Below are 24,034 nucleotides of genomic sequence, written 5' to 3'. Positions count from 1 at the left end.
GCCTGCGGCAGCGGCTACGGGCCGAACAATAAGATGTTTCAGGAGAAGCACCATGGGCGAAGTCGTCATGGCCGCCAAGGTCTGCCACGTTCCATCAATGTACCTGTCCGAACTGCCGGGCAAGCACCACGGCTGTCGCGAAGCGGCGATCGCCGGGCACAAGGAAATCGCCCGTCGCGCCCGTGAGCTGGGGGCCGACACCGCCGTGGTGTTCGACGTGCACTGGCTGGTCAACAGCGGTTACCACATCAACTGCGGCGAGCACTTCAAGGGCACCTACACCAGCAACGAACTGCCGCACTTCATCAAGAACATGGACTACGACTACCAGGGCTGCCCGGAGCTGGGCGAGCTGATTGCCGCCCAAGCCAATGCCGCCGATGTGCGTACCCTCGCCCACAACATCCCCAGCCTGGAGCTGGAATACGGCACACTGGTGCCGATGCGCTACATGCACATGGACGTACCGCCGGAGCAGCATTTCCAGGTGATTTCCATCGCCGCCTGGTGTGCCTGGCACAAGCTCGAAGACAGCTTCACCTTCGGCGCCGCGGTGCGCCGGGCCATCGAGAAGAGCGACCGCAAGGTCCTGGTGCTGGCCTCAGGCTCCTTGTCGCACCGCTTCTCCGACGACCGCGAGGCCGAAGCCAACATCCACAACTGGACCCGCGAATTCGACAAGCAGGTGGACCTGCGAGTGGTCGAGCTGTGGCAACAGGGGCGCTTTCGCGAGTTCTGCTCGATGCTCCCGGACTACGCGGAGCACTGCTTCGGCGAAGGCCGGATGCACGACACCGCCATGCTCCTGGGCCTGCTCGGCGGCCCCGAATACAACCGGCCGGCGGAGATCGTCACCGCGCCTTTCGGCAGCTCCGGCACCGGTCAGATCAACGCCATTTTCCCGCTCTAGACGCCGCGCCAGCCTCGCCAACCCAACCCTGGATTTCCAGGGCTGGCCGCCGAAGGTTCGCCCGCAAGGAGGATCACATGCCGCATTTCATCGCTGAATACACCGACAACATCGAGCAAGCCGCCGACCTGCCAGGGCTGTTCGAGAAGGTCCACGACTACCTCGGGGCCAGCGGCGTGTTTCCGCTGGGTGGCATCCGCAGCCGCGGCGTGCGCCTGGACACCTGGCGCATGGCCGACGGCAAGCACGACTACGCCTTCGTCCATATGCGCCTGCAGGTCGGCGCCGGGCGCGACCTGGCCACCCGGCGCAAGGTCGCCGAGGGCCTGTTCGAGATCATCAAGGCGCACTTCGCCGAACTCCAGGCCCAGCGCCTGCTGGCGCTGTCGTTCGAAATGAGCGAGCTGGATGCCGAGCTGAACTTCAAGCACAACAACGTGCATGAGTTTCTCAAGCGGCAAGCCTGACCTGTAGCCGCTGCCGCAGGCTGCGATAAGGCCGAAGGCTTTCAGCGATCTGGAAACCGCAGCGGCCCTACGGGCCGATCGCAGCCTGCGGCAGCGGCTACAGAGTCCGTGCCCTATCGACAAGAACAATAAAAGAGACCCGCCCATGCCCAGCTCGACCCTTGCCCTGCCCAGCGTCGTGGAGACCAACGACACCTATCGCCGGATCACCTGGCGGCTGCCCCTGCTGTTCACCTGCTACATCTTCGCCCACCTGGACCGCATCAACATCGGCTTCGCCAAGTTGCAGATGACCCAGGACCTGGGCTTCAGCGACAGCGTCTACGGCTTCGGCGCCGGCCTGTTCTTCATTGCCTATGCGCTGTTCGGCGTGCCCAGCAACCTGGCATTGGACCGGGTCGGGCCGCGCCGCTGGATCGCCCCCCTGATGGTGGTCTGGGGCTTGTTGTCCAGCGCCATGCTGCTAGTGGACAGCGCCGCCGGTTTCTATCTGTTGCGCTTTCTGCTGGGGGTGGCCGAGGCCGGTTTTTTTCCCGGCATCCTGGTGCTGCTCAACCGCTGGTTCCCGGCCAGCCGCCGTGGTCAGGTGACCGCGCTGTTCGCCATCGCCGTGCCCATGGCCGGGGTGGTCGGCGGGCCGCTGTCGGGCTGGATTCTCGAAAGCTTCCACGACCTGGGCGGGATGCGTGGCTGGCAATGGATGTTCCTGATCGAAGGCCTGCCGGTGGTCTTGCTCGGCCTGGTGGTGCTCAAGGCGCTGCCGGAAAGCATCGACAGCGTCGGCTGGCTGAGCGTCCCACAAAAGCAGCAACTGCACGCCGCCCTGAGCCTGGAAGAACAGCACAAGCCGATCACCCGCTTCGCCGGCATCCTCCAGGACAAACATATCTGGCTGCTGGTGTGCATCTATTTCGCGGTGATGCTGGCGGTCAACACCATCGCCTTCTGGATGCCGACCCTGATCCACCACGCCGGCATCGCCCGCGACAGCCGCGTCGGCATGCTCAGCGCCCTGCCGTACCTGGCCGGCTGCCTGTTCATGATCGGTGTCGGCCGTTCCTCCGACCGCCTGCGCGAACGGCGCTGGCACCTCGGCGTGCCGCTGCTGATGTCCAGCCTCGGCCTGATCGTCGCAGGCGTCGCCCGGACAACGCCTGGCTGGTGATGGCCGGGCTGCTGGTGGCCGGCATGGGCGCCAGCGCCGCGCTGCCGATGTTCTGGCAACTGCCGCCGGCCTTTCTCGCCAGCAACACCCAGGCCGCGGGGATCGCCCTGATCAGTTCCTTCGGCAGCATCGCCGCCTTTCTCGCGCCCTACCTGATCGGCGTGGTCCGCGACGCCACCCAGAGCGCCAGCCTCGCCCTGTATGCCCTGGCCCTGCTGATCGCCTTCGGTGCCTGGCTGGTGCTGCGGGTGCCGGCCCTTATCGTCAATCCCCAGGAGAAGTAACCATGCTCAGCCTTTCGGACATCCAACAGGCCGCCGCCCGCCTCGACGCCGCCGAACGCAACCGGGAACAGATCGCCCAGCTGTCGCTGGAGTTTCCCGGCATCACTATCGAGGACGCCTACGCCATCCAGCGCAGCTGGGTGGAACACAAGATCCGCGCCGGGCGCAAGCTGGTCGGGCACAAGATCGGCCTGACCTCGCGGGCCATGCAGGTGTCGTCGAACATCACAGAACCGGATTTCGGCGCCCTGCTGGACGACATGCTGTTCGAGGAAGGCAGCGACATTGCGTTCCAGCGCTTTATCGTGCCGCGGGTCGAGGTGGAACTGGCGTTCATCCTCGGCAAGCCGCTCAAGGGCCCGAACTGCACGCTGTTCGATGTGCTCGACGCCACCGAATGGGTGATCCCGGCCCTGGAGATCATCGACGCGCGCATCCAGCAGGTCGACCCGCAAACCCAGGCCACGCGCAAGGTGTTCGACACCATCTCCGACAACGCCGCCAACGCTGGCGTGGTCATGGGCGGCCGCGCGGTGCGCCCCAACGATATCGACCTGCGCAAGGTGCCGGCGGTGCTGTACCGCAATGGGGTGATCGAGGAGTCCGGGGTGTCCGCCGCGGTGCTCAACCACCCGGCCAAGGGCGTGGCCTGGCTGGCCAACAAACTGGCGGCCTACGACGTCGGCCTGGAGGCCGGGCAGATCATCCTCGGCGGTTCCTTCACCCGCCCGGTGGCGGCCCGCCCCGGCGACACCTTCCACGTCGACTACGATCAGCTCGGCAGCATCGCCTGCCGTTTTGTCTGAGGAGAATGCTCATGCAACTGCCGATCAATCATTTCAAGCAACGCCTGCGCCAGGACGCGCCGCAGATCGGCCTGTGGCTGGGCCTGGCCAATGCCTACTGCGCGGAGCTGGCGGCCAACGCCGGTTTCGACTGGCTGCTGCTGGACGGCGAACACGCGCCCAACGACCTCAACAGCCTGCTCGGCCAGTTGCAGGCCATCGCGCCCTACCCGGTGCAAGGCATCATTCGCCCACCGGTGGGCGACACCGCGCTGATCAAGCAACTGCTGGACATTGGCGCCCAGACCCTGCTGATCCCCATGGTCGAAAGCGTCGAGCAGGCCCGGCAACTGGTGCGCGCCATGCGTTATCCGCCCGCGGGTATTCGTGGCGTCGGCAGCGCCCTGGCCCGGGCGTCGCGCTGGAACAGCATCCCCGGTTACCTGGACCAGGCCGACGAGCAGATGTGCCTGCTGCTGCAGATCGAGAACCTCGAAGGCCTGGCCAACCTGGATGCCATCGCCGCCCTTGATGGAGTCGATGGCCTGTTTATCGGCCCGGCCGACCTCTCGGCGGCCATGGGCCATCGCGGCAACCCGGGGCATCCCGAGGTGGTCGCGGCGATCGAGGACGCCATCGCGCGCATCCGCAAGGCCGGCAAGGCGGCCGGGATCCTCAGCGCCGACCGGACCCTGGCGCAGCGCTATATCGAGCTGGGAGCGAACTTCGTCGCGGTGGGGGTGGACACCACCGTGCTGATGAAGGGTTTGCAGGGGTTGCTGGGGCAGTACAAGGAGACTGCGGCGCCTACCTCGGGTGGAGGGGTCTACTGACCCCTGTAGCCGCTGCCGAGCCCGCGAGGCTGCGATCGACTGCGCAGCAGGCGCAAAACCTGAGATTCGCGTTGGGTCTGGATAACCGCGTTGGCCCCGTTGCGGCCGCTACGCGACCGATCGCAGCCTCGCAGGCTCGGCAGCGGCTACGGGGCTACGGGCCTCAGCCCTGGCGCGCCGCCAGACGCCAGACCCGGGCGATGTCCGCGGCCCTGTCGCGCAACAGGCGCGGCGCCTCGGCACAGGCCTGCTCCAGGGTCATGGGGCCGCTGGCCAGGGCAAAGGCCGCATCCACCCCGTGTTTATACATCTGCTCGTAGCCTTCGCCCAGGGTCCCGGCGATCACGATCACCGGCACCTGGTGCTGCTTGGCGATGCGCGCCACGCCAAAGGGGGTCTTGCCGCGCAGGGTCTGGGCATCGAAGCGACCTTCGCCGGTAATCACCAGGTCCGCGCCCTGCACGGCTTCGGCCAGCCCCACCAGCTCGGCCACCACTTCCACCCCTGGACGAAACCGCGCGCCGAGGAACGCCTTGGCGGCGAACCCCAGGCCACCGGCGGCGCCGCTGCCCGGCTCGTCGCGCACGTCCTTGCCCAGCACCCGCGCGGCCTGGTCGGCGAACTGGCCGAGGGCCCGGTCCAGTTGTTCGACCTGCTGTGGCGACGCGCCCTTCTGCGGGCCGAAAATCGCCGAGGCGCCGTGAGGACCACAGAGAGGATTGTCGACGTCGGCGGCGATCTCGAAACGCACCTCGGCCAGGCGCGGATCGAGGTGGCTCAGGTCGACCCGCGCCACCCGCGCCAGGGCCAGGCCGCCCAGGGGCAAGGCCTGGCCATCGCGATCCAGCAGGCGCACGCCCAGGGCCTGCAAGGCACCGCTGCCAGCGTCGTTAGTGGCGCTGCCGCCGATGGCCAGGATCACCCGTTGCGCGCCGGCATCCAGGGCCGCGCGGATCAGCTCGCCAGTGCCGAAGGTGCTGCTGGTGCAGGCATCGCGCTGGCCCGGCGGCACCAGTTGCAGGCCACTGGCCTCGGCCATTTCGATGATCGCGGTGTGGCTCTGCGGCAGCCAGCCCCAGCGCGCCTCCACCGGAGCGCCCAGCGGTCCCTGGACCCGGGTGGTGCGCAACTGGCCCTCGCAGGCATCGAGGATCGACTCCACGGTGCCTTCGCCGCCATCCGCCATCGGGCACTGGATCAGCTGCGCGTCCGGCCACACCCGCGCCAGCCCGTCGGCGATGGCGCTGGCCACGCCCGAGGCACTCAGGCTGTCCTTGAAGGAGTCGGGGGCGATGATGATTTTCATGGGCTATCTCCGGTTCTTATGGCGCCCATGCTGCCAGTTGGCCGCGACCTTGACCCCGGTCCGTTGCACAAGTGTGGGGCGGCTTTATTGTTCATTTCTACAATAGCTGCATCGCACGCGTCTGTAGCCGCTGTCGAGCCCTGGCGAGGCTGCGCACGACCGCGCAGCGGTCGCAGAACCGCGCCACACCGATAGACAGACATACCGCGTCGCCGGGTTTACGGGCGCTGCCCCGATCGCAGCCTACGGCAGCGGCTACAGGGCCTGGCATTACAACGGGGATGGCTCGGTCTGCGGCAACAGCTGCACCCCCAGGTACAGCGCCAGCATGCCGTCGAGCTTGAGCGGGTCGACGCCGCTGAGTTCGGCGATGCGTTCCATGCGGTAGCGCAGGCTGTTGCGGTGGATGCCCAGGGCGTCGGCGCAGGCCTGGCTCTGGCCGTCGTGGTCGCACCAGCTGCGCAGGGTCGCCAGCAGCTGGCCATTGGCATCCTTGGCGATGACTTTGCGCAAGGGGTTGAGCAACTCGTCGAGGGCATCGTCATTGCGGTGGCGCCAGAGCATCACCGGCAGGCGGAAACGATTGAGGGTCAGCAAGCGCGACTGGGGCAGCACGTCGCGGCCATAGGCCAGCAGGTCGCCGACCCGCCGGTAGCAACGGCGCAGCCCCGCCAGCCCGTCGGCCTGGCCGCCCACGGCGATGCGCAGGATGTTCCAGCCCAGGCTGTCGAGCTTTTCCAGCAGTCGCGGATTATCGACACTCAGGGTCGCCGGCCGGCACCACAGCAACGAGGACTTGGCCGAGCTGACGCACCAGCTGTCCGGGTAACGGGACATCAGCCAGGCACTCAGGGCCTCGACGGTCTGCGCCCCGCCCTCCTGGGGCTGGCCCAGCTCGAACAGATAAGGCGTGCGCGGCAGCTGCGGCTTGAGGCCCATCTGCTGCGCCTCATCCACCAGCCGCGGCGAATCCCCACTATCGCTGAGCAACAGCGCCAGCAAATCGTCGCAACGCTGGCGGCGCCATTGCTGTTCGGCCTGCTGGTGGCGCTGGCCCACCAGCATCTCGGCGGTCATGCGCACCAGCTCGGCATAGGTGCGCAGCAGTTCCGGCTCGCCGGTGATGCCCAGCACGCCGATCAGCCGCTGGTCGTGCAGCAGCGGCAGGTTGATCCCCGGTTGCACGCCCTTGAGGTGCTTGGCGGTCTGCGCGTCGATCTCCACCACCCGGCCGTTGGCCAGCACCAGTTGTGCGCCTTCATGGCGGGTATTGATGCGCTCGGGCTCGCCGCTGCCAAGGATCAGGCCCTGGCTGTCCATGACATTGACGTTGTAGGGCAGGATCGCCATCGTCCGGTCGACGATATCCTGCGCCAGGTCGTGATCCAGTTCGAACATAGCGGCGTGATCCTAGGAAAGCGGGCTCGGGAGCGATGGCAAAGGCTTGTTCACCGGCACAGGGGATGCCGGCAAAGCCTGTGCGCCGGCACAAAGACAGCGGCCCATGGGGTGACCGAGACTCTCGGGGCGATCAACGTTAACCTCGCATCGCAAAAAATCATAATAAAGAGAGACACGCCATGTCACAGAGCGCCGCTGCCACCCTGGCCACCGATGACGATAAAAACGCCGTCTACAAGCGCATCACCCTGCGCCTGATCCCCTTCATCTTCATCTGCTACCTGTTCAACTACCTGGACCGGGTAAACGTCGGCTTTGCCAAGCTGCAGATGCTCGATGCCCTGAAATTCAGCGAAACCGTCTACGGCCTCGGTGCCGGGATCTTCTTCATCGGCTACGTGCTGTGCGGCGTGCCGAGCAACCTGGCGCTGAACAAGTTCGGCCCGCGGCGCTGGATCGCGCTGATGATGATCGCCTGGGGCACGCTGTCGACCTGCCTGCTGTTCGTCACCACCCCGACCCAGTTCTACAGTCTGCGCCTGCTCACCGGCGCCGCCGAAGCCGGCTTCTTCCCCGGCGTGGTGCTGTACCTCTCGCAGTGGTTCCCGAGCTTTCGCCGCGGGCGCATCATGGCCCTGTTCATGTCGGCGATCCCGGTGTCCGGCCTGCTCGGCAGCCCGTTCTCCGGCTGGATCCTCAATCACTTCGCCGCGGGCCAGGGCGGCATGGCCGGCTGGCAGTGGATGTTCCTGCTGCAGGGCATCCCCACGGTGATCCTCGGCGTCCTGGCGTATTTCCTGCTCAATGACAACTTCGCCCACGCCAAGTGTCTGAGCCCGCAGGAACGCGCGCTGCTGGAAGCCGACCAGGCCGAAGACGCCGCGAGCAAGCCACGCACCAGCGGCGACTCCCTGGCGGCGGTGTTCAAGAACCCGGCCATCTGGGCCTTCGGCCTGATCTACTTCTGCATCCAGAGCGGTGTGTACGCCATCAACTTCTGGCTGCCGTCGATCATCAAGAACCTCGGTTTCAGCGACAACCTGGTGATCGGCTGGCTCAGCGCCATTCCCTATCTGCTGGCGGCGCTGTTCATGCTGATGGTCGGTCGCTCGGCCGACCTGCGCCAGGAACGCCGCTGGCATTTGGTGGTACCGATGCTGATGGGCGCCATCGGCCTGGTGATCGCGGTCAACTTCGCCGCCAACCCGACCCTCGCCATCCTCGGCCTGACCATTGCCACCATGGGCGCCCTCACCGGCCTGCCGATGTTCTGGCCGGTGCCGACCGCGCTGCTCAGCGCCGGCGCCGCCGCGGGCGGCCTGGCGCTGATCAACTCCATGGGTCAGATGGCCGGCTTCCTCAGCCCCTACATCGTTGGCTGGGTCAAGGACAGCACAGGCTCCACCGACGCCGCGCTGTACCTGCTGGCCGGGGTCATCGTCGCTGGCAGCCTGCTGGCGCTGCGCATGACCCGCACGCTGAAACGCTGACCGGCTTTACCGGGCTCACCTTCTGGTGGGCCCGGCTTCCCGGGACAAGCCGCGGGTTTGTCACCGCCTCGCTACAAAAAGCAACAGCCGACCTCAGCGCCCCCGTGGTATATCGGACAGACGTCCGGCCGCGGCAGTTTTCCATTGGCTGGATCGATTGATGACTCCCTCGCAGACCTTACCGAAGGAAGACCCACACGATCATGACCGCGCCCTTCTCCCTCGCCCGCCTGAGCGATATCCAAGCCCTCGAACAGCAGCAGCCCCTGGCCCAGCGCAATCTTCCCGCCAGCACCTATGAACTGTTACAACGCTCGGCCAGCCGTTTCGGCGAGCGCACCGCCCTGACCTTCCTGCCCCAGGGCAGCATCCAGGACCAGCCCTGGAACATCAGCTACGCCGAGTTGTTCGCCCAGGTCACCCGCACCGCCAACGCCCTGCACCGGCTGGGCATCCGCCCGGGCAAGGCGGTGTCGTTCCTGTTGCCCAATCTACCGCAGACCCATTACGTGATCTGGGGCGGCGAGGCCGCCGGGATCGTCAACGCCATCAACCCGCTGCTGGAGCCTGCGCACATCGCCGAACTGATCCGCGCCTCGCGCACCACGGTGCTGGTGACCCTGGCGCCCTTCCCCGGCACCGACCTCTGGCAAAAGGTCGCCCACCTGCGCGAACGCCTGCCGGAGCTGGAAGCCATCGTCACCATCGACCTGGCCAACCTGCTGCCCGAGCCGCAACGCAGTGCAATCCAGAGCCAGCGCCCGGCGATGCCGGAAGGCGTGCTGGACTTCGACAGCCTGCTCGCAGCCTGCCCCGCCGACCACCTGGAAAGCGGCCGGGCGATCCAGCCGGACGACATTGCCTCGTACTTCCACACCGGCGGTACCACCGGCACGCCGAAACTGGCGCCCCACAGCCACCTCAATGAAGTGGCGATGGCCGAGATCATCGGCCTGCACGGCGACTACGACAGCAGCGATGTGCTGCTCTGCGGGCTGCCGCTGTTCCATGTCAACGGGGTGATGGTCACCGGCCTGTCCGCCTTCCACCGCGGCGCCCGGGTGCTGCTGGCCGGCCCCCAGGGCTACCGCAACCCGACCCTGATCAAGGATTTCTGGCAGTTGGTGGAGCGTTATCGGGTCAGCTGTTTCAGCGGCGTACCGACCATCTATGCCGCGTTGCTGCAAGTGCCCAACGACGGCATCGATGTCTCCAGCCTGCGTTTTGCCGTATGTGGCGCCGCGCCCATGCCGGTGGAACTGATCCGCCAGTTCGAGGCGCGCTCGGGGCTGAAGATCATCGAGGGCTACGGCCTCACCGAAGGCACCTGCGCCACCAGTTGCAACCCCCAGGACGGCGAGCGCCGCCCCGGTTCCATCGGCCTGCGCCTGCCGTACTGCGAGGTCAAGATTGCCGTGCTCGACAGCGACGGCCATTACCTGCGCGACGCCGCCACCGACGAACCCGGCAACGTCTGCCTGCGCGGGCCGACAGTGTTCAAGGGCTATCTGCAGGCCGACAAGAACCAGGGCCTGTGGCTCGACGGCGGCTGGTTCAACACCGGCGACCTGGGGCGCATCGACCGGGATGGCTACATCTGGCTGACCGGGCGCAGCAAGGACCTGATCATCCGCGGCGGCCACAACATCGACCCGCAGATGATCGAAGAAGCCCTGCATCGCCACCCGGCCGTGGCCATGGCTGCGGCGGTGGGCAAGCCGGACATCAAGGCCGGCGAGCTGCCGGTGGTGTACATCCAGCTCAAGGCCGGCGCCAGCGCCGACCCGGGCGAATTGCTGGAGCACGCCGCGCGCCATATCCATGAACGGGCCGCAGTGCCCAAGGACGTCTGGCTGCTCGAGCAGATCCCCTTGACGGCCGTGGGCAAGACCTTCAAGCCGGCCCTGCGCCTGGACGCCATTCGCCGGGTGTTCGAGGATGAGGTGCGGCTGGTTGCCGAGGGCATCCGCGTCGAAGCCGTCAGCGACGAGCGCCACGGGCAACGGGTGGACATCCATGTGCCCGGCCTGGACGCGACCCGCCGCGCGGCCCTGGAGCAGCGCCTGAGCGGTTATGCGGTGCGCTACCAGTTGCATTCGGCCTGAATTGCCGGCGGCCCCGGCCATCGGGGTCGCCGCGCGGCAATGGGTTCGCCTGTAGCCGCTGCCACAGGCTGCGCACGACCGCGCAGCGGGCGCCGCCCTTGAGGCCGCAGCTACAGTCTCAAGCCGGCGCTCCGCCGTCGGCCTTGTAACGGTAATCGGCGTCCAGCTGCCCGCCCGCCGGCGCATCCAGTTCCAGCACCAGGCCACCCGGTATCCGCACGAAAATCTGCCAGGTGCCGTCCTGCGGTACTTGCGCCACCTGATGCGGCAGGCCGCTGGCCTGGACCCGCTGCAATACCTGCGCGGCATCCTCCTCGGTCCTGAAGGCGATATGGCTGAGCGCGGTCTCGGCGAAGGTCGGTTGTTCGATCACATGCACCAGCGCCTGCCCGTCCTGGTACAGCCAGCGCCCGGGAAAGGGAAACGGCGGACGCCGTCCAGCCTGCAGCCCGAGCAGGGCCTGGAATGCCTGCTGCAAAACGTCGCCCTCGGCGGTGTTGAAGGCCAGATGGTCGAAGTGCCAGGTCATGACACATCTCCGCCACCGATGACGGCGGTGCGATCCGGCAAGTACGTACTGAGCGATTTCATGGGGTTCACCCTGGTGCGATGGACGTGACTGCATATTCTCAGCTTGATAATCGAGGAAAAATCCCGGTAAAACGCAAGGATCTTTAAAGGATTTTTAGCAATGCGCTCGATTCTCGACCTTGAAGTCTTCGTCCGCACCGCCGATTCCGGCAGCATTTCCGCCGCCGCCCGCAGCCTGGAATTAACCCCCGCCGCCGCCAGCATCGCCCTCAAGCGCCTGGAAACCCGCCTGGGCATGCGCTTGCTGGCGCGTTCGACCCGCAGCATGCGCCTTACCGAAGAAGGCCGGCGCTACCTGGACAGCGTGCGCGTGGCGCTGGCGGCCCTGGCGGAGGGCGAACAGGCCCTGAAACAACAGAGCCAGGGCCTCAGCGGCGTGCTGCAACTGGCGGCGCCGTCGGACTTCGGGCGCAACCTGCTGCTGCCCTGGCTGGACGACTTCAAGCGCGAACACCCGCATATCCGCCTGCAACTGTTGCTCAACGACCGGCACAGCGACCTGTTCCGCGAGACCGTCGACGTTGCCCTGCGCTTCGGCGTACCCAGCGATTCCAGCCTGGTGGCCCTGCCGATCCTGCCGCGGCATCACCGGCTGGCCTGCGCCAGCCCCGACTACCTGGCGCGCCACGGCACCCCGCAGACGCCCGCCGAACTGGGCGAACACAGTGCCCTGATCTATCTGCGCAACGGTCGCCCCTACAACAGCTGGCATTTCAGCCGCGACGGCGAGGTGCAAGAGGTCCAGGTGCGCGGCGACTACCTCAGCGACGACGGCGACGTGGCGCGGCGCTGGGCCCTGGCCGGCCATGGCATCGCCTACAAGGCCTGGCTGGATGTGGCCAGCGATATCCGCGCCGGGCGCCTGGTGCCCCTGCTCGGCGACTGGCAGGGCGAAAGCGTACCGCTCAACCTGCTGTGCCCGCACCGTTTGCAGGTCTCGGAACGGGTGAAGGTGCTGCAAGGCTTTTTGCAGGCCCGCTGCCAGCTGCTGGCCGGATAATTCAGATTGCCCCCTACGCCCGTTCTGGTATTTGATGGGCGTCCCATAATCGGTCGCTGGCCGTTGTCGCGCCGGCTTTACCTCACGCACAAGGATTTCGTACATGAGCTATCGCATCCTCGGCCATTCCGGGCTGCACGTGTCCCCCCTGACCCTCGGCACCATGATGTTCGGCGAACAGACCAGCACCGAGGACTCCCTGCGCATCATCGACAAGGCCTGGGACCAGGGCATCAATTTCATCGACACCGCCGACGTCTACACCGGCGGCCGCTCCGAAGAAATCGTCGGCGAAGCCATCGCCAGCCAGCGTGACCACTGGGTGCTGGCGACCAAGGTCGGCTTCGGTCCCGCCGATGGCGTGCCCAACCGCAGCGGCCTGAACCGCAAGCACATCTTCAACGGCATCGACGCCAGCCTGACCCGCCTGGGCACCGACTACATCGACATCTACTACCTGCACCGCGAAGACCACAACACGCCGCTGGAAGTGACGGTGTCGGCCATCGGCGACCTGCTGCGCCAGGGCAAGATCCGCTACTGGGGCCTGTCCAACTACCGTGGCTGGCGCATCGCCGAGGTGATCCGCGTCGCCGACCGGCTCGGCGTCGACCGGCCGGTGATCAGCCAACCGCTGTACAACATCGTCAACCGCCAGGCCGAGACCGAACAGATCACCGCAGCCCAGGCCTACGGGCTGGGCGTGGTGCCTTACAGCCCGCTGGCCCGTGGCGTGCTCAGCGGCAAGTACGCGCCGGATGTCGCCCCCGACAGCAACAGCCGCGCCGGGCGCCAGGACAAACGCATCCTGGAAACCGAATGGCGCGTCGAGTCGCTGCGCATCGCCCAGCAGATCCAGCAGTACACCCAGGGGCGCGGGGTCGGCATGGTCGAGTTCGCCATCGCCTGGGTGCTGAACAATGCCGCGGTCAGCTCAGCAATCGTCGGCCCGCGCACCGAGGCACAGTGGGACGCCTACACCAAGGCGCTGGACGTGAAGATCAGCGCCGAGGATGAGGCCTTCATCGATTCGCTGGTCACTCCGGGGCATGCCTCGACCCCGGGCTTCAACGACGTCAGCCACTTCGTTTCCGGACGCACACCGCGCTGATCTCCCTCATAGCGGTGGCCCCTTCCGCGGGCCACCTGCTGCCGCGCTGCCCGTCAGTGGCGGCAAACGGGATATTTTCCCGTAACTTGCGATAAATCCGAGTAAACGTCTCGCGCCAAACCCTCTATATTCCCCGCAGTTTTCCCACCATCCCATTTGCCTGGTTCAGGTCACACGAGGACAGCTTGTCTAAAGGTATTGCTCTATCGGTCTTGGCGTCGGTGCTGTTTGCCGTCATGTATTTCTACACCTCCTTGCTGGCCCCGCTGACCGGGGTGGAGATTTTCGGCTGGCGCATGCTGCTGACCGCCCCATGCATGACCGTATTCATGCTGGTGAGCGGCGAATGGCGGCATGTCGGCGCCATCCTCAAGAGACTGCTGGGCCAACCGCTTCTGCTGCTGGCGCTGCCGCTGTCCGCGGCGCTGCTCGGGGTACAGCTGTGGCTGTTCATGTGGGCACCGTTGAATGGCTACAGCCTGGATGTGTCGCTGGGGTATTTTCTGCTGCCGCTGACCATGGTCCTGACCGGGCGTATCGTCTATGGCGAACAGCTGTCGCGGCTGCAGAAGATCGCCGCCGGCCTGGCGACCCTGGGGGTGCTCAACGAGTTGTATCAGGTGGGCAGTTTTTCCTGGGCGACCTTATTGGTGGCCATCGGTTATCCCGTCTATTTCGTGCTGCGCAAACGCCTGGCCGCCGACAACCTGGGCGGCCTGTGGCTCGATATGGCCCTGCTGCTGCCGATCGCGCTGTGGTTCGTGCAAAGCGGCGAGCAGGGTTTTGCCGTGGTCGATCAACACCCCTGGCTGTACCTGCTGATTCCGTTGCTGGGGTTGATCAGTGCTTCGGCGCTGGTGGCCTATATCATCGCCAGCCGCCTGCTGCCCTTCAGCCTGTTCGGCTTGTTGAGCTATGTCGAACCGGTGTTGCTGCTGGCCGTGGCCCTGCTGCTGGGGGAAAGCATCCAGGCCGGGGAATGGCTGACCTACCTGCCGATCTGGCTGGCGGTGCTGGTGCTGGTGTACGAGGGGTTCAAGCACTTGATGCGCCAGCGCAGAAGCTGACGCTAGACCTGTAGCCGCTGCCGCAGGCTGCGATCGGTCTGGGCGGCACTCCGTACGAAGCGACGGCGATAGAAGACGCGGACTCCCCGACAGATCGCATCAAGGCCGATGGCGAGTCCTGCGGCCTCGTTCGCAGCCTGCGGCAGCGGCTACCGGTCCGCGTTGGGCATCAGGGTTTGATCTGCTTCAGTTCGTTGAGCAGGGCCAGCAAGGCCTGCATCTTCTCCTCGCCGAACTGCTGCTGGATGCGCTGGTAGTTGATTTCCATGTCGCCGCTCATGGATTCGAAACAGGCCTCGCCCTTTTCCGTCAGGGTGATGAACAGGCGACGCTGGTCCTCGGGGGATTTGCGCCGGCTGACGTATTCGTCGCGCTCCAGGCGGGTCAGCACGCCGGTCATGCTCGGCGGCAGGATGCAGGCCATTTTCGCCAGCTGATGACTTTCCAGTTCGCCGTTCTGGCGCAGGATGCGGATCACCCGCCACTGCTGCTCGGTCAGGTCGTGCTGGTTGAGGGATGGGCGAAAAAACGCCATGGCCGCTTCGCGGGCCTGAAGCAGGGTCAATGTCAGGGAAGGTCTTGGGTTGGTCATGTGCGGGTCGTTCACAGGGCTGGATGGCGACGCGGAGCGCCACAAAGGCCGAACATTAACACATTCACAATCGCCAACCGACAGGCAAGAAAAAGCCCGGTCGAGAATGCCCCGACCGGGCTCGATTGTCAGGCAGCCTGCGGCTTAGTCGGTGGACAGCACGCCACGACGGACCTGGTCGCGCTCGATCGATTCGAACAGTGCCTTGAAGTTGCCTTCGCCGAAACCATCGTCGCCTTTACGCTGGATGAATTCGAAGAACACCGGGCCCATCAGGGTTTCCGAGAAGATCTGCAGCAGCAGGCGCTTGTCGCCCTCTTCCGAGGAGCCGTCCAGCAGGATGCCCCGCGACTGCAGCTCGTTCACCGGCTCGCCGTGGTTCGGCAGGCGGCCTTCGAGCATTTCGTAGTAGGTATCCGGTGGCGCGGTCATGAAGCGCATGCCGATCTTCTTCAACTGGTCCCAGGTCTTGATCAGGTCGTCGGTGAGGAAGGCCACGTGCTGGATGCCCTCGCCGTTGAACTGCATCAGGAACTCTTCGATCTGCCCGGCGCCCTTGGACGACTCTTCGTTCAGCGGGATGCGGATCATGCCATCGGGCGCGGTCATGGCCTTGGAAGTCAGGCCGGTGTATTCGCCCTTGATGTCGAAGTAACGGATCTCGCGGAAGTTGAACAGCTTCTCGTAGAAACCGGCCCAGTAAGCCATGCGCCCGCGGTACACGTTGTGGGTCAGGTGGTCGATGATCTTCAGGCCGGCGCCTTTTGGATGACGGTCGACGCCTTCCAGGAACACGAAGTCGATGTCATAGATCGAGCTGCCTTCGCCGAAGCGGTCGATCAGGTACAGCGGTGCACCGCCGATGCCTTTGATCGCCGGCAGGTTCAGCTCCATCGGGCCGGTTTCGATGTGGATCGGCTGGGCGCCGAGTTCCAGGGCACGCTTGTAGGCCTTTTGCGAATCCTTGACGCGGAACGCCATGCCGCACACCGACGGACCGTGCTCGGCGGCGAAGTACGAAGCGACGCTGTGGGGCTCGTTATTGAGGATCAGGTTGATCGCGCCCTGGCGATACAGGTGCACGTCTTTGGAACGGTGGGTCGCGACTTTGCTGAAACCCATGATCTCGAAGATCGGCTCGAGGGTATTGGGGGTCGGCGATGCGAATTCGATGAATTCAAAGCCCATCAGGCCCATCGGGTTTTCGAAGATATCTGCCATGGTTTGGCGCCTCATCATTGCTTTTGGAATTAACGGATCGTCAGTGGCTGGCAATGCTGAGGAAGGCAGGTGGCGCGCAGGAGATGCCCCGCACGCTGCGGGCGAGGAAATCACCATAAATCAGTTGAAACCCGAGAATCTTCATGTCGACCCTTGTCTTACCGGCTGGGGGGCGAGGCTTCTGCTGCCAGAAGACTTTATTATTGTATGCGTAACCAGATTCTACACAGCGTAAAACTGTTTGTCCGCACTCTCTATAAAATCCGCTTTTTTTCCAGGCTCGCAAGGGGTTTGTTGCACTGGTAAATGCCCCACAGGATCAGCCCGCCGCCCAGGCACATGGCCAGGCTCAGGCGTTCGTCCAGCAGCAATGCGCCAAGGATCACCGCGGTCAGCGGATTGAGCGCGATAAACACCCCCGAGCGGGTCGCGCCGATCTTGCGCAGGCCGTCGTAATACCAGATATACGCCAGGGCCGAGCCCAGCACGCCGAGGTACAACAAACTCAGGCCCTGTTCCAGGGTCAGGCTCGACAGCGCTTCGAGCCGTACCTCGCCGCGCAGGGCCGCGGTGCTGCAGAGCATTGCCGTGCCCAGCAGGATCGAATAGGTCACGGTCTGCAACGGGCCCAGGGCCTGGTTCAGGGTGCGCGAAAACAACGAATAGACGCCCCAGCCCAGCACGCAGCCGAAAATCAGCAGGTCCCCACGCCCACTGCCCGGCCCGCTGGACAAGGCCCCCGGGTCGCGGCTGAGGATCACCCCCCCCGCTCCACCCAGGCACAAGGCAATGCCGAACAGCTTGGCGCCACTCAAGCGCTCCTTGAACAGCGCCCAGGATGCCAGGGCGATCACCGCCGGATTGAGGGCGACGATCAACGAGGCACGCGAGGCATTGATCGACTGCAGGCCCTCGAAGAAACACAGGTTGTAGAAAAAGATCCCGAAAAACCCCAGCAGCGCCAGCTGGGCGAACTGCGCTAGGCTCGGGCGCACCAGGGCAATCCGGGCGATCGCCATGAACAGCAGCAAGGCCAGGCTGGCCAGGAGAAAGCGCAGGCTGGCGGCCAGCAAAGGCTCCAGGGTACCGGCCAGCAGGCGTCCGGCGACGAAGGTGCCGCCCCAGATCATGGTGACCGCCGCCAGTTTGCAATACACCGGCCAATCGGAAGGCCCGGCACAGGTTTGATCGACAGTTTTCATAAGACCCCGAGGCGCGGATAAAGGAAGGTTCGGGTATTCTTCGACTAATGCCCGATCATCGTAAAATGAGCTTTTACTCATGACCCTGAGCCAACTGCAGATCTTCTCCCTGGTGGCCGAGCTGCGCGGTTTCACCAGCGCCGCCAGCCGGCTGGGCATCAGCCAGTCCGCAGTGTCCCATGCGCTCAAGTCCCTGGAGCAGGAATTGGGGGTCGAGCTGATCCGCCGGCATCAGTCGCTGGTGGAACTCACCGATATCGGCCAGCAATTATTGCTGCGGGCCCGCGCCATTCTCGGCCTGGCCGCCACCATGGAACAGGAAGCCGCCGACGCCCGCGGCATGAAACGCGGCACCTTGCGCATCGGCTCGTTCGGCCCGACTTCGTCGATGAAACTGCTGCCGGCGATCCTTCAGCGTTACCGCCAGGCCCATCCCGGTATCGAGGTGCACATCGACGAGGGGCCCGACCGCCAGGTACTGCAATGGCTGGAGGAACGGCGCATCGATGTCGGTTTCGTGGTACTGCCCCAGGAACGCTTCGACTGCTTCGCCCTGGTGGAAGACCAGATGGTGGCGCTGATCCCCAGCCAGCATGCACTGGCCAGCAAGGACTCGGTGAGTCTCGCCGAGCTGTGCGACGACCCGTTCATCCTCAGCGAGGCCGGTTCCGCCGAACTGGTTTCCCGGCTGTTCCTCGCGGCCAGGCTCAGCCCCAACATCCGCTATCGCAGCTCGCAACTGCTCAGCACCCTGGAGACCGTGGGCCGCGGCGAGGCCCTGACCCTGGTCGCACAATTGTCGCTGCCCGAGGCCAGCGACCCGCGCTACCTGATCAAGCCGCTGTCACCTCCCGCCCGGCGCCAGGTAGGGCTGGCGGTGCTGGACCGGCGGCAATCGTCGCCGGCGACCCTGGCCTTTATCGAGCAGGCGTGCAGCCTGTATCGCGGTGACTGAGCGCAACCCGGGACCACCGTCTATCATGCCCATGGACCGGATGCCGCCGGACCTGCCGCCGTACCGCCCACCGGCTTTTGAGCGCTCTCAGGCCCCTACTTCGCCACAGGTTTTTCCTCCATGCCATTGACCGCCAAAGGCCCGTTGAAACGCTCCACCCGCAACCTGCGAACCTTGCTGATCGGCTTGCTGCCGGTGGTGCTGGGCGTGGCGATCCTTTATATGCAGGCCGAGCGCGCGCTGATTCACAGCAGCCAGCAGACCGCCGAGGAAGCGATCCGCCAGTTCGACCTGATGCTCGACAACGCCGATATCGCCGCCCGGGCGCTGCTGGCGCAAGTCGGCCAGCCCTGCGACGATTTCCGGCAACTGGCCCTGCGCGAGCAGGTCACCCGCCGCCCGTTCGTACGCTCGACCAATCTGGTGTGGCGCAATGACAACTATTGCAGCTCGCTGCTCGGCCCATCCTCGTTCGCCCTGGACCCGGCGGACTATGTCGACGGCAAGCTGTGGTTGATGGATGGCAACCCGGTCACGCCCAATACCGCGCTGCTGGTCTATCGCCTGCAAGAGGGCGAACGCGCGGCCCTGGCCACCATCGACGGTTATTACCTGAGCAATGTGCTGCACCTGATCAGCCACTATGCCCACCTGCAACTGCAAGTCGGCCCCTACTGGCTGGCCGACGATGGCCAGGTCCATGAATCCATCGCTCCGCCGCCCCCGGTCGCCCCTTATCAGATGGCTTCTTCGCGCTACCCCTACAGCGTCAACGCGGGGTTTCCCGAGGGCGATATCTGGCTCTACATGAAGTCCCAGTACCCTGCCCTGTTCAGCCTGCTGATCTTCTTCGGGGCGCTGGCGGCGGCCCTTGGCCACTGGCTGCAAAAACGCTCGTCGTCGCCCAGCCATGAACTGCAGCGCGCCCTGGAAGCGGCGGAGTTCATCCCGTACTTCCAGCCCGTGGTCCGCGGTGACACGAAACAGTGGGCCGGCATTGAAGTGCTGATGCGCTGGAAACATCCCCGGGAAGGCCTGGTGCGTCCGGACCTGTTCATTCCCTTCGCCGAGCACTCCGGCCTGATCGTGCCCATGACCCGTTCGCTGATGCAGCAGACCGCCCTGCTGCTGGCGCCCCACGCCCCGGCCTTCATCGACGACTTTCATATCGGCATCAATATCACTGCCAGCCATTGCCAGGACCTGGAACTGCTGGAGGACTGCCGGCAGTTTCTCGGCATGTTCCCGCCGGGCAAGGTGAGGCTGGTCCTGGAACTGACCGAACGCGAACTGATAGAACCGACCGCGATCACCCACAGCCTGTTCGAGGAACTGCACAAGTTGGGGGTGATGATCGCCATCGACGACTTCGGTACCGGCCATTCAAGCCTGGGTTACTTGCGCAAGTTCAATGTCGATTACCTGAAGATCGACCAGAGCTTCGTGGCCATGATTGGAGTCGACGCTCTGTCCCGGCACATACTCGACAGCATCATCGAACTCTCGGGCAAGCTCGAACTGGGGATAGTCGCCGAGGGCGTGGAAACAGTGGAACAACAGGACTATCTGGCCGCCCATGGCGTCGACTTCCTGCAGGGCTACTTATTCGGCAGACCAATGCCCGGGGAAGAGTTCCTACAAGCACTGGCGCGCCACTAAATAGCCATTTTCATGAAGATTTATTGAACTCGGTAATTGTTTCGCGCACCAATTTGAATCAGAAGATGACAAATTGTGTGCATCAACAACGACGTGATTTACTTGCGCCAGATTAACTACTACAATTTTTCAAGCCTGTACAAGATTCACAGGTGGGCCATTATAATCGAGTCGTACTAAGACTCTTGGCTTATAGCTTTGTTTGCGGTTGGTATCAGCCAAATACACTATTGGAGTAAAGATATTGTCCAGACTCGCTGAATTTCGTGCAGCAGAAAAGGCCCTTCAAGAACAGCTCGCCCAGCTGGAATCCCTGAAGAACGACGCCGGACTCAAGAAAGAAATCGAGTTCGAAGAAAAGCTCCAGGGCCTGATGAAGACCTACGGCAAAAGCCTGCGCGACATTATCGCCATTCTCGATCCTCATCCGGGCAAATCCGCTCTGCCGCTCTCGGGCGCGCCGAAAACCCGTCGTGCACGCGTGGTCAAGGTTTACCAGAACCCGCACACCGGCGAGTTGATCGAAACCAAGGGCGGCAATCACCGTGGCCTTAAAGCCTGGAAAGAACAGTACGGCGCCGCCACTGTAGATTCCTGGCTGCGCGGTTAAGCAACCGATGTATATAAAAGACCCTGCCAATGCAGGGTCTTTAGCTTTAAGCGAAGGCGCTTTGTTTCGAAATCGAATAAGTTGCAACCCCTGGATTGCCTGGGCGGCAATAAACACCCAGCTGGAACTGCAGCTACGTACCCAATCCCGCGCTCGACCCTACAACTTTGTACTTAGTTCAGATGCATGAGCTGTGCTGGCCGACGTAGCACCCCGCTAAAGTTTCAGGCTACTTCGCACCCCACGGATTTCCTCCTGACTTTCGGCATAAACCGCAGCCTGTCCGGCATAAGACAATACATAGGCCTTATCGCCATCGACAGCCGCCACCAGTGTTTGCGACAACACATGACGGCCGTTTTCGGTAATGGTGCAAGTGGTTTCCAGCGCCGCCAGGCGACTCAATGTCGTGTCATGAATGCGCGTGCATACACTTTGATAACCGCCGCGCCCGAAGTCCTTCTGCACCGACTTGCGCATTTCCAGCAAGACCGCCTGCAGATTGACCTGATGTCCGCTTTCAACCTGAGTCATGGTCAACTCCATGACCATCAGCGGCGTGCCGCCGGCATCGTTCTTCACTGCACGCTGGCGGAATACCTTGGCCGGTTGTTCTTGCGCCTGTGGCAACTCTTCGATCTGCCAGCCGCCGGGCCAGGTGATCACCGGGTCCGCCGCCTCGGCCAGGGCCGGAACCAGAAGCCAGGGGGCAAGCAGACACAGGTTTTTGAACGATAAGCGCATGGTCATGAACACGTAAGGGACGAGCCTTGAAGTCTGAGGCTGGCACGACTATCGGGCAACAGATTCGTAGCTTTGTGTTTGGTGCGCCCTGCCGCTCTTGCGTATCATTACCCGACCGCAAGGACGCCCGAAGCCCTGCAAGCCAGGGGCTCATTAGCATGAGTATTCTTGCCCACTTCTTTTCCGGAGGGCCCATGAGCCTGCACGAACTCAATACTTTCCCCGGCGTAACCGCCCAGTCTGACACCGCCACCGCCAACTTCGTGTTCAACCACACCATGCTGCGGGTCAAGGACATCACCAAGTCCCTGGACTTCTACACCCGGGTCCTGGGTTTCTCGCTGGTGGAAAAACGCGACTTCCCCGAAGCCGAATTCAGCCTGTACTTCCTCGCCCTAGTGGACAAGGCGCAGATCCCGGCCGACGCCGCGGCCCGTACCGAGTGGATGAAGTCGATCCCCGGCATCCTCGAGCTGACCCACAACCACGGCACCGAGAACGATGCGGACTTCGCCTATCACAACGGCAACACCGACCCGCGCGGCTTTGGCCATATCTGCATTTCGGTGCCGGATATCGTCGCCGCCTGCGAGCGCTTCGAAGCCCTGGGCTGCGATTTCCAGAAGCGCCTGAACGACGGTCGCATGAAGAGCCTGGCCTTTATCAAGGACCCGGATGGCTACTGGGTTGAAATCATCCAGCCGGCACCGCTGTAACTCGCGTTTTTCCTGCAGGAGCAAGACGTGCCTAGATAGGCAGCGGCTTGATTGATCCACCGCGTCATCGTTGATCGCGAGCAAGCTTCGCTCCTACAGAAGCGACGGGTGCAAATAAAAACCCCATGAGCCAAGGCTCATGGGGTTTTGTTTTTTCCGCGGTCGACTCAGGCCGGCGCGGAAGTGCGGATCAGGTGGTCGAAGGCGCTCAGCGAGGCCTTGGCGCCCTCGCCTACCGCGATCACGATCTGCTTGTACGGCACGGTAGTCACGTCACCGGCGGCAAACACGCCGGGCAGCGAAGTCTCGCCACGGGCATCGACAATGATCTCGCCACGGGGCGACAGCTCGACGGTGCCTTTGAGCCAGTCGGTGTTCGGCAACAGGCCGATCTGCACGAAGATACCTTCCAGGTCGACGGTGTTGAACTCGCCCGAATCGCGGTCCTTGTACACCAGGCCGGTGACCTTCTGGCCGTCACCCTTGACTTCGCTGGTCAGCGCGCTGGTGATCACGTTGACGTTCGCCAGGCTGTACAGCTTGCGTTGCAGCACGGCATCGGCGCGCAGCTTGCTGTCGAACTCCAGCAGGGTCACGTGGCTGACGATACCCGCCAGGTCGATGGCCGCTTCGACGCCGGAGTTACCACCACCGATCACCGCCACGCGCTTGCCCTTGAACAGCGGACCGTCGCAGTGCGGGCAGAAGCACACGCCCTTGGCCTTGTATTCCTGCTCGCCGGGCACACCCATCTCGCGCCAGCGGGCACCAGTGGCCAGGATCAGCGACTTGGCCTTGAGGCTCGCGCCGCTTTCGAAACGCACTTCGTGCAGGCCGCCGACTTCCTTGGCCGGTACCAGTGCGCTGGCACGCTGCAGGTTCATGATGTCGACGTCGTACTGGCGAACGTGCTCTTCCAGGGCACTGGCCAGTTTCGGCCCTTCGGTTTCCTGGACCGAGACAAAGTTCTCGATGGCCATGGTGTCCAGCACCTGGCCGCCAAAACGCTCGGCCGCGACACCGGTGCGGATACCTTTACGGGCTGCGTAGATCGCCGCCGACGCACCGGCCGGGCCACCGCCGACCACCAGGACGTCGAAGGCGTCCTTGGCACTGATTTTTTCCGCCTGTTTCTCGATGGCCCCGGTGTCGAGCTTGCCGAGGATTTCTTCCAGGCCCATGCGGCCCTGGCCAAAGTTCACGCCATTGAGGTAGACACTGGGGACCGCCATGATCTTGCGATCGTTGACTTCGTCCTGGAACAGCGCGCCGTCGATGGCGACGTGGCGGATGTTCGGGTTCAGCACCGCCATCAGGTTCAGCGCCTGGACCACGTCCGGGCAGTTCTGGCAGGACAGCGAGAAGTAAGTCTCGAAGTTGAACTCGCCTTTGAGGGCGCGGATCTGTTCGATCACTTCGACACTGGCTTTCGAGGGGTGGCCGCCGACTTGCAGCAAGGCCAGCACCAGGGAAGTGAATTCGTGGCCCATGGGGATACCGGCGAAACGCAGGCTGATATCGCTTCCCGGGCGATTGATCGAGAACGATGGTTTACGAACATCGTTACCGTTGTCGAGCAAGGTAATCTGGCTGGAAAGACTGGCAACGTCTTTCAGCAATTCGAGCATTTCCTGGGATTTCGCACCGTCGTCGAGAGAGGCAACGATCTCGATCGGCTGGGTGACCCGTTCCAGGTATGACTTCAACTGGGCTTTAAGATTGGCGTCCAACATACGGGCGATTTCCTTTTATTCAGATCGAAAAAAAACGCCCGAGCGAATCTCGCCCGGGCGTTCTTGGGGGCGGTGCAGCTGACTTAG

The 24,034-nt window shown here is 64.0% G+C and carries 21 protein-coding genes and 1 pseudogene; 14 read left to right on the top strand and 8 right to left on the bottom strand.

The genetic code is table 11. From position 1 onward, the window contains the following. Positions 1–52 precede the first annotated feature (52 nt). The 5 genes and pseudogenes from hpaD to hpaI all read left to right on the top strand — a co-directional run bounded on the left by hpaD (position 53) and on the right by hpaI (position 4,444). A complete protein-coding gene (gene hpaD, locus CRO75_RS23190) occupies positions 53–910 on the top strand; it encodes a 3,4-dihydroxyphenylacetate 2,3-dioxygenase (RefSeq protein ID WP_097138489.1) in 858 nt (285 codons plus the stop codon). Between the two features lie 77 nt (positions 911–987). After that, complete coding sequence (locus CRO75_RS23185) at positions 988–1,377, top strand: 5-carboxymethyl-2-hydroxymuconate Delta-isomerase (RefSeq protein ID WP_009049318.1); 390 nt, start codon at positions 988–990, stop codon at positions 1,375–1,377. Between the two features lie 145 nt (positions 1,378–1,522). Further along, positions 1,523–2,826: pseudogene (locus tag CRO75_RS23180) on the top strand (MFS transporter). 2 nt (positions 2,827–2,828) lie between these two features. Further along, entirely contained in the window at positions 2,829–3,632 is an 804-nt protein-coding gene (gene hpaH, locus CRO75_RS23175; protein ID WP_097138487.1) for a 2-oxo-hept-4-ene-1,7-dioate hydratase, read from the top strand. Between the two features lie 11 nt (positions 3,633–3,643). Further along, on the top strand, positions 3,644–4,444 hold the full coding sequence (hpaI, locus tag CRO75_RS23170; RefSeq protein ID WP_097138485.1) for a 4-hydroxy-2-oxoheptanedioate aldolase: 801 nt from the start codon (positions 3,644–3,646) through the stop codon (positions 4,442–4,444). A gap of 163 nt (positions 4,445–4,607) precedes the next feature. Here the strand turns inward: hpaI and CRO75_RS23165 are convergent, their stop codons facing one another. Together CRO75_RS23165 and CRO75_RS23160 are read right to left on the bottom strand one after the other, a co-directional pair. Then, entirely contained in the window at positions 4,608–5,750 is a 1,143-nt protein-coding gene (locus CRO75_RS23165) for a glycerate kinase (RefSeq protein ID WP_097138482.1), read from the bottom strand. 270 nt (positions 5,751–6,020) lie between these two features. Then, complete coding sequence (locus CRO75_RS23160; protein WP_009044204.1) at positions 6,021–7,148, bottom strand: sugar diacid recognition domain-containing protein; 1,128 nt, start codon at positions 7,146–7,148, stop codon at positions 6,021–6,023. A 182-nt stretch (positions 7,149–7,330) separates the two neighbouring features. Between CRO75_RS23160 and CRO75_RS23155 the strand changes: the two genes are divergently transcribed. Next, complete coding sequence (locus CRO75_RS23155; RefSeq protein WP_097138480.1) at positions 7,331–8,641, top strand: MFS transporter; 1,311 nt, start codon at positions 7,331–7,333, stop codon at positions 8,639–8,641. A 203-nt stretch (positions 8,642–8,844) separates the two neighbouring features. Continuing rightward, positions 8,845–10,746, top strand: a complete 1,902-nt coding sequence (locus tag CRO75_RS23150) for an acyl-CoA synthetase (RefSeq protein ID WP_097138478.1) — start codon at positions 8,845–8,847, stop codon at positions 10,744–10,746. A 118-nt stretch (positions 10,747–10,864) separates the two neighbouring features. On the opposite strand, the gene CRO75_RS32890 is transcribed toward CRO75_RS23150, so the two are convergent. Further along, positions 10,865–11,275: a hypothetical protein gene (locus CRO75_RS32890; protein ID WP_097138476.1), complete on the bottom strand. Its 411-nt coding sequence runs from the start codon at positions 11,273–11,275 to the stop codon at positions 10,865–10,867. Between the two features lie 162 nt (positions 11,276–11,437). Here CRO75_RS32890 and CRO75_RS23140 point away from each other — a divergent pair, with 162 nt between their 5' ends. The 3 genes from CRO75_RS23140 (at position 11,438) to rarD (ending at position 14,515) form a co-directional block, all read left to right on the top strand. Continuing rightward, positions 11,438–12,337, top strand: coding sequence for a LysR family transcriptional regulator (locus CRO75_RS23140; RefSeq protein ID WP_097138474.1), 900 nt, complete (start codon positions 11,438–11,440; stop codon positions 12,335–12,337). A gap of 103 nt (positions 12,338–12,440) precedes the next feature. Further along, complete coding sequence (locus tag CRO75_RS23135; RefSeq protein WP_097138472.1) at positions 12,441–13,448, top strand: aldo/keto reductase; 1,008 nt, start codon at positions 12,441–12,443, stop codon at positions 13,446–13,448. Between the two features lie 185 nt (positions 13,449–13,633). Next, positions 13,634–14,515, top strand: a complete 882-nt coding sequence (gene rarD / locus CRO75_RS23130) for an EamA family transporter RarD (RefSeq protein ID WP_062826093.1) — start codon at positions 13,634–13,636, stop codon at positions 14,513–14,515. Positions 14,516–14,684: 169 nt separating this feature from the next. On the opposite strand, the gene hpaR is transcribed toward rarD, so the two are convergent. From hpaR to CRO75_RS23115, 3 genes are all read right to left on the bottom strand, one after another. After that, positions 14,685–15,107: a homoprotocatechuate degradation operon regulator HpaR gene (hpaR, locus tag CRO75_RS23125; protein ID WP_007921772.1), complete on the bottom strand. Its 423-nt coding sequence runs from the start codon at positions 15,105–15,107 to the stop codon at positions 14,685–14,687. Between the two features lie 144 nt (positions 15,108–15,251). Continuing rightward, complete coding sequence (hppD, locus tag CRO75_RS23120; protein WP_007921770.1) at positions 15,252–16,328, bottom strand: 4-hydroxyphenylpyruvate dioxygenase; 1,077 nt, start codon at positions 16,326–16,328, stop codon at positions 15,252–15,254. A 254-nt stretch (positions 16,329–16,582) separates the two neighbouring features. Further along, a complete protein-coding gene (locus CRO75_RS23115) occupies positions 16,583–17,530 on the bottom strand; it encodes an EamA family transporter (RefSeq protein ID WP_097138470.1) in 948 nt (315 codons plus the stop codon). A 79-nt stretch (positions 17,531–17,609) separates the two neighbouring features. Here CRO75_RS23115 and CRO75_RS23110 point away from each other — a divergent pair, with 79 nt between their 5' ends. From CRO75_RS23110 to CRO75_RS23100, 3 genes are all read left to right on the top strand, one after another. Continuing rightward, the gene (locus tag CRO75_RS23110; protein WP_097138469.1) at positions 17,610–18,485 is read left to right on the top strand and encodes a LysR family transcriptional regulator; all 876 of its coding nucleotides are present in this window, start codon (positions 17,610–17,612) and stop codon (positions 18,483–18,485) included. Positions 18,486–18,605: 120 nt separating this feature from the next. Then, positions 18,606–20,144, top strand: a complete 1,539-nt coding sequence (locus CRO75_RS23105) for an EAL domain-containing protein (protein WP_097138466.1) — start codon at positions 18,606–18,608, stop codon at positions 20,142–20,144. Positions 20,145–20,388: 244 nt separating this feature from the next. Beyond that, entirely contained in the window at positions 20,389–20,754 is a 366-nt protein-coding gene (locus CRO75_RS23100; protein ID WP_009044214.1) for a histone-like nucleoid-structuring protein, MvaT/MvaU family, read from the top strand. A gap of 216 nt (positions 20,755–20,970) precedes the next feature. Here the strand turns inward: CRO75_RS23100 and CRO75_RS23095 are convergent, their stop codons facing one another. Further along, complete coding sequence (locus tag CRO75_RS23095; protein WP_097138515.1) at positions 20,971–21,498, bottom strand: DUF4946 domain-containing protein; 528 nt, start codon at positions 21,496–21,498, stop codon at positions 20,971–20,973. Positions 21,499–21,692: 194 nt separating this feature from the next. Between CRO75_RS23095 and gloA the strand changes: the two genes are divergently transcribed. Next, positions 21,693–22,214 carry a lactoylglutathione lyase gene (gene gloA, locus CRO75_RS23090; RefSeq protein WP_097138464.1) on the top strand — a complete coding sequence of 174 codons (522 nt, stop codon included), beginning with the start codon at positions 21,693–21,695 and terminating at the stop codon, positions 22,212–22,214. Between the two features lie 167 nt (positions 22,215–22,381). Here the strand turns inward: gloA and ahpF are convergent, their stop codons facing one another. Continuing rightward, positions 22,382–23,947: an alkyl hydroperoxide reductase subunit F gene (gene ahpF / locus CRO75_RS23085; protein WP_085530631.1), complete on the bottom strand. Its 1,566-nt coding sequence runs from the start codon at positions 23,945–23,947 to the stop codon at positions 22,382–22,384. Positions 23,948–24,034 lie beyond the last annotated feature (87 nt).

This window comes from Pseudomonas sp. LAMO17WK12:I10, assembly GCF_900215185.1.
GTDB lineage: Bacteria > Pseudomonadota > Gammaproteobacteria > Pseudomonadales > Pseudomonadaceae > Aquipseudomonas > Aquipseudomonas chlororaphis.
Note: the sequence above shows the minus strand (reverse complement) of the source record. Positions and strands in the feature narration are given on the sequence as shown.

Bases quoted from the DNA above. Each gene is read 5' to 3' on its own strand.
- hpaD (WP_097138489.1), top strand. From the start codon at position 53: ATGGGCGAAGTCGTCATGGCCGCCAAGGTCTGCCACGTTCCATCAATG.
- CRO75_RS23185 (WP_009049318.1), top strand. From the start codon at position 988: ATGCCGCATTTCATCGCTGAATACACCGACAACATCGAGCAAGCCGCC.
- hpaH (WP_097138487.1), top strand. From the start codon at position 2,829: ATGCTCAGCCTTTCGGACATCCAACAGGCCGCCGCCCGCCTCGACGCC.
- hpaI (WP_097138485.1), top strand. From the start codon at position 3,644: ATGCAACTGCCGATCAATCATTTCAAGCAACGCCTGCGCCAGGACGCG.
- CRO75_RS23165 (WP_097138482.1), bottom strand. From the start codon at position 5,750: ATGAAAATCATCATCGCCCCCGACTCCTTCAAGGACAGCCTGAGTGCC.
- CRO75_RS23160 (WP_009044204.1), bottom strand. From the start codon at position 7,148: ATGTTCGAACTGGATCACGACCTGGCGCAGGATATCGTCGACCGGACG.
- CRO75_RS23155 (WP_097138480.1), top strand. From the start codon at position 7,331: ATGTCACAGAGCGCCGCTGCCACCCTGGCCACCGATGACGATAAAAAC.
- CRO75_RS23150 (WP_097138478.1), top strand. From the start codon at position 8,845: ATGACCGCGCCCTTCTCCCTCGCCCGCCTGAGCGATATCCAAGCCCTC.
- CRO75_RS32890 (WP_097138476.1), bottom strand. From the start codon at position 11,275: ATGACCTGGCACTTCGACCATCTGGCCTTCAACACCGCCGAGGGCGAC.
- CRO75_RS23140 (WP_097138474.1), top strand. From the start codon at position 11,438: ATGCGCTCGATTCTCGACCTTGAAGTCTTCGTCCGCACCGCCGATTCC.
- CRO75_RS23135 (WP_097138472.1), top strand. From the start codon at position 12,441: ATGAGCTATCGCATCCTCGGCCATTCCGGGCTGCACGTGTCCCCCCTG.
- hpaR (WP_007921772.1), bottom strand. From the start codon at position 15,107: ATGACCAACCCAAGACCTTCCCTGACATTGACCCTGCTTCAGGCCCGC.
- hppD (WP_007921770.1), bottom strand. From the start codon at position 16,328: ATGGCAGATATCTTCGAAAACCCGATGGGCCTGATGGGCTTTGAATTC.
- CRO75_RS23115 (WP_097138470.1), bottom strand. From the start codon at position 17,530: ATGAAAACTGTCGATCAAACCTGTGCCGGGCCTTCCGATTGGCCGGTG.
- CRO75_RS23110 (WP_097138469.1), top strand. From the start codon at position 17,610: ATGACCCTGAGCCAACTGCAGATCTTCTCCCTGGTGGCCGAGCTGCGC.
- CRO75_RS23105 (WP_097138466.1), top strand. From the start codon at position 18,606: ATGCCATTGACCGCCAAAGGCCCGTTGAAACGCTCCACCCGCAACCTG.
- CRO75_RS23095 (WP_097138515.1), bottom strand. From the start codon at position 21,498: ATGCGCTTATCGTTCAAAAACCTGTGTCTGCTTGCCCCCTGGCTTCTG.
- gloA (WP_097138464.1), top strand. From the start codon at position 21,693: ATGAGCCTGCACGAACTCAATACTTTCCCCGGCGTAACCGCCCAGTCT.
- ahpF (WP_085530631.1), bottom strand. From the start codon at position 23,947: ATGTTGGACGCCAATCTTAAAGCCCAGTTGAAGTCATACCTGGAACGG.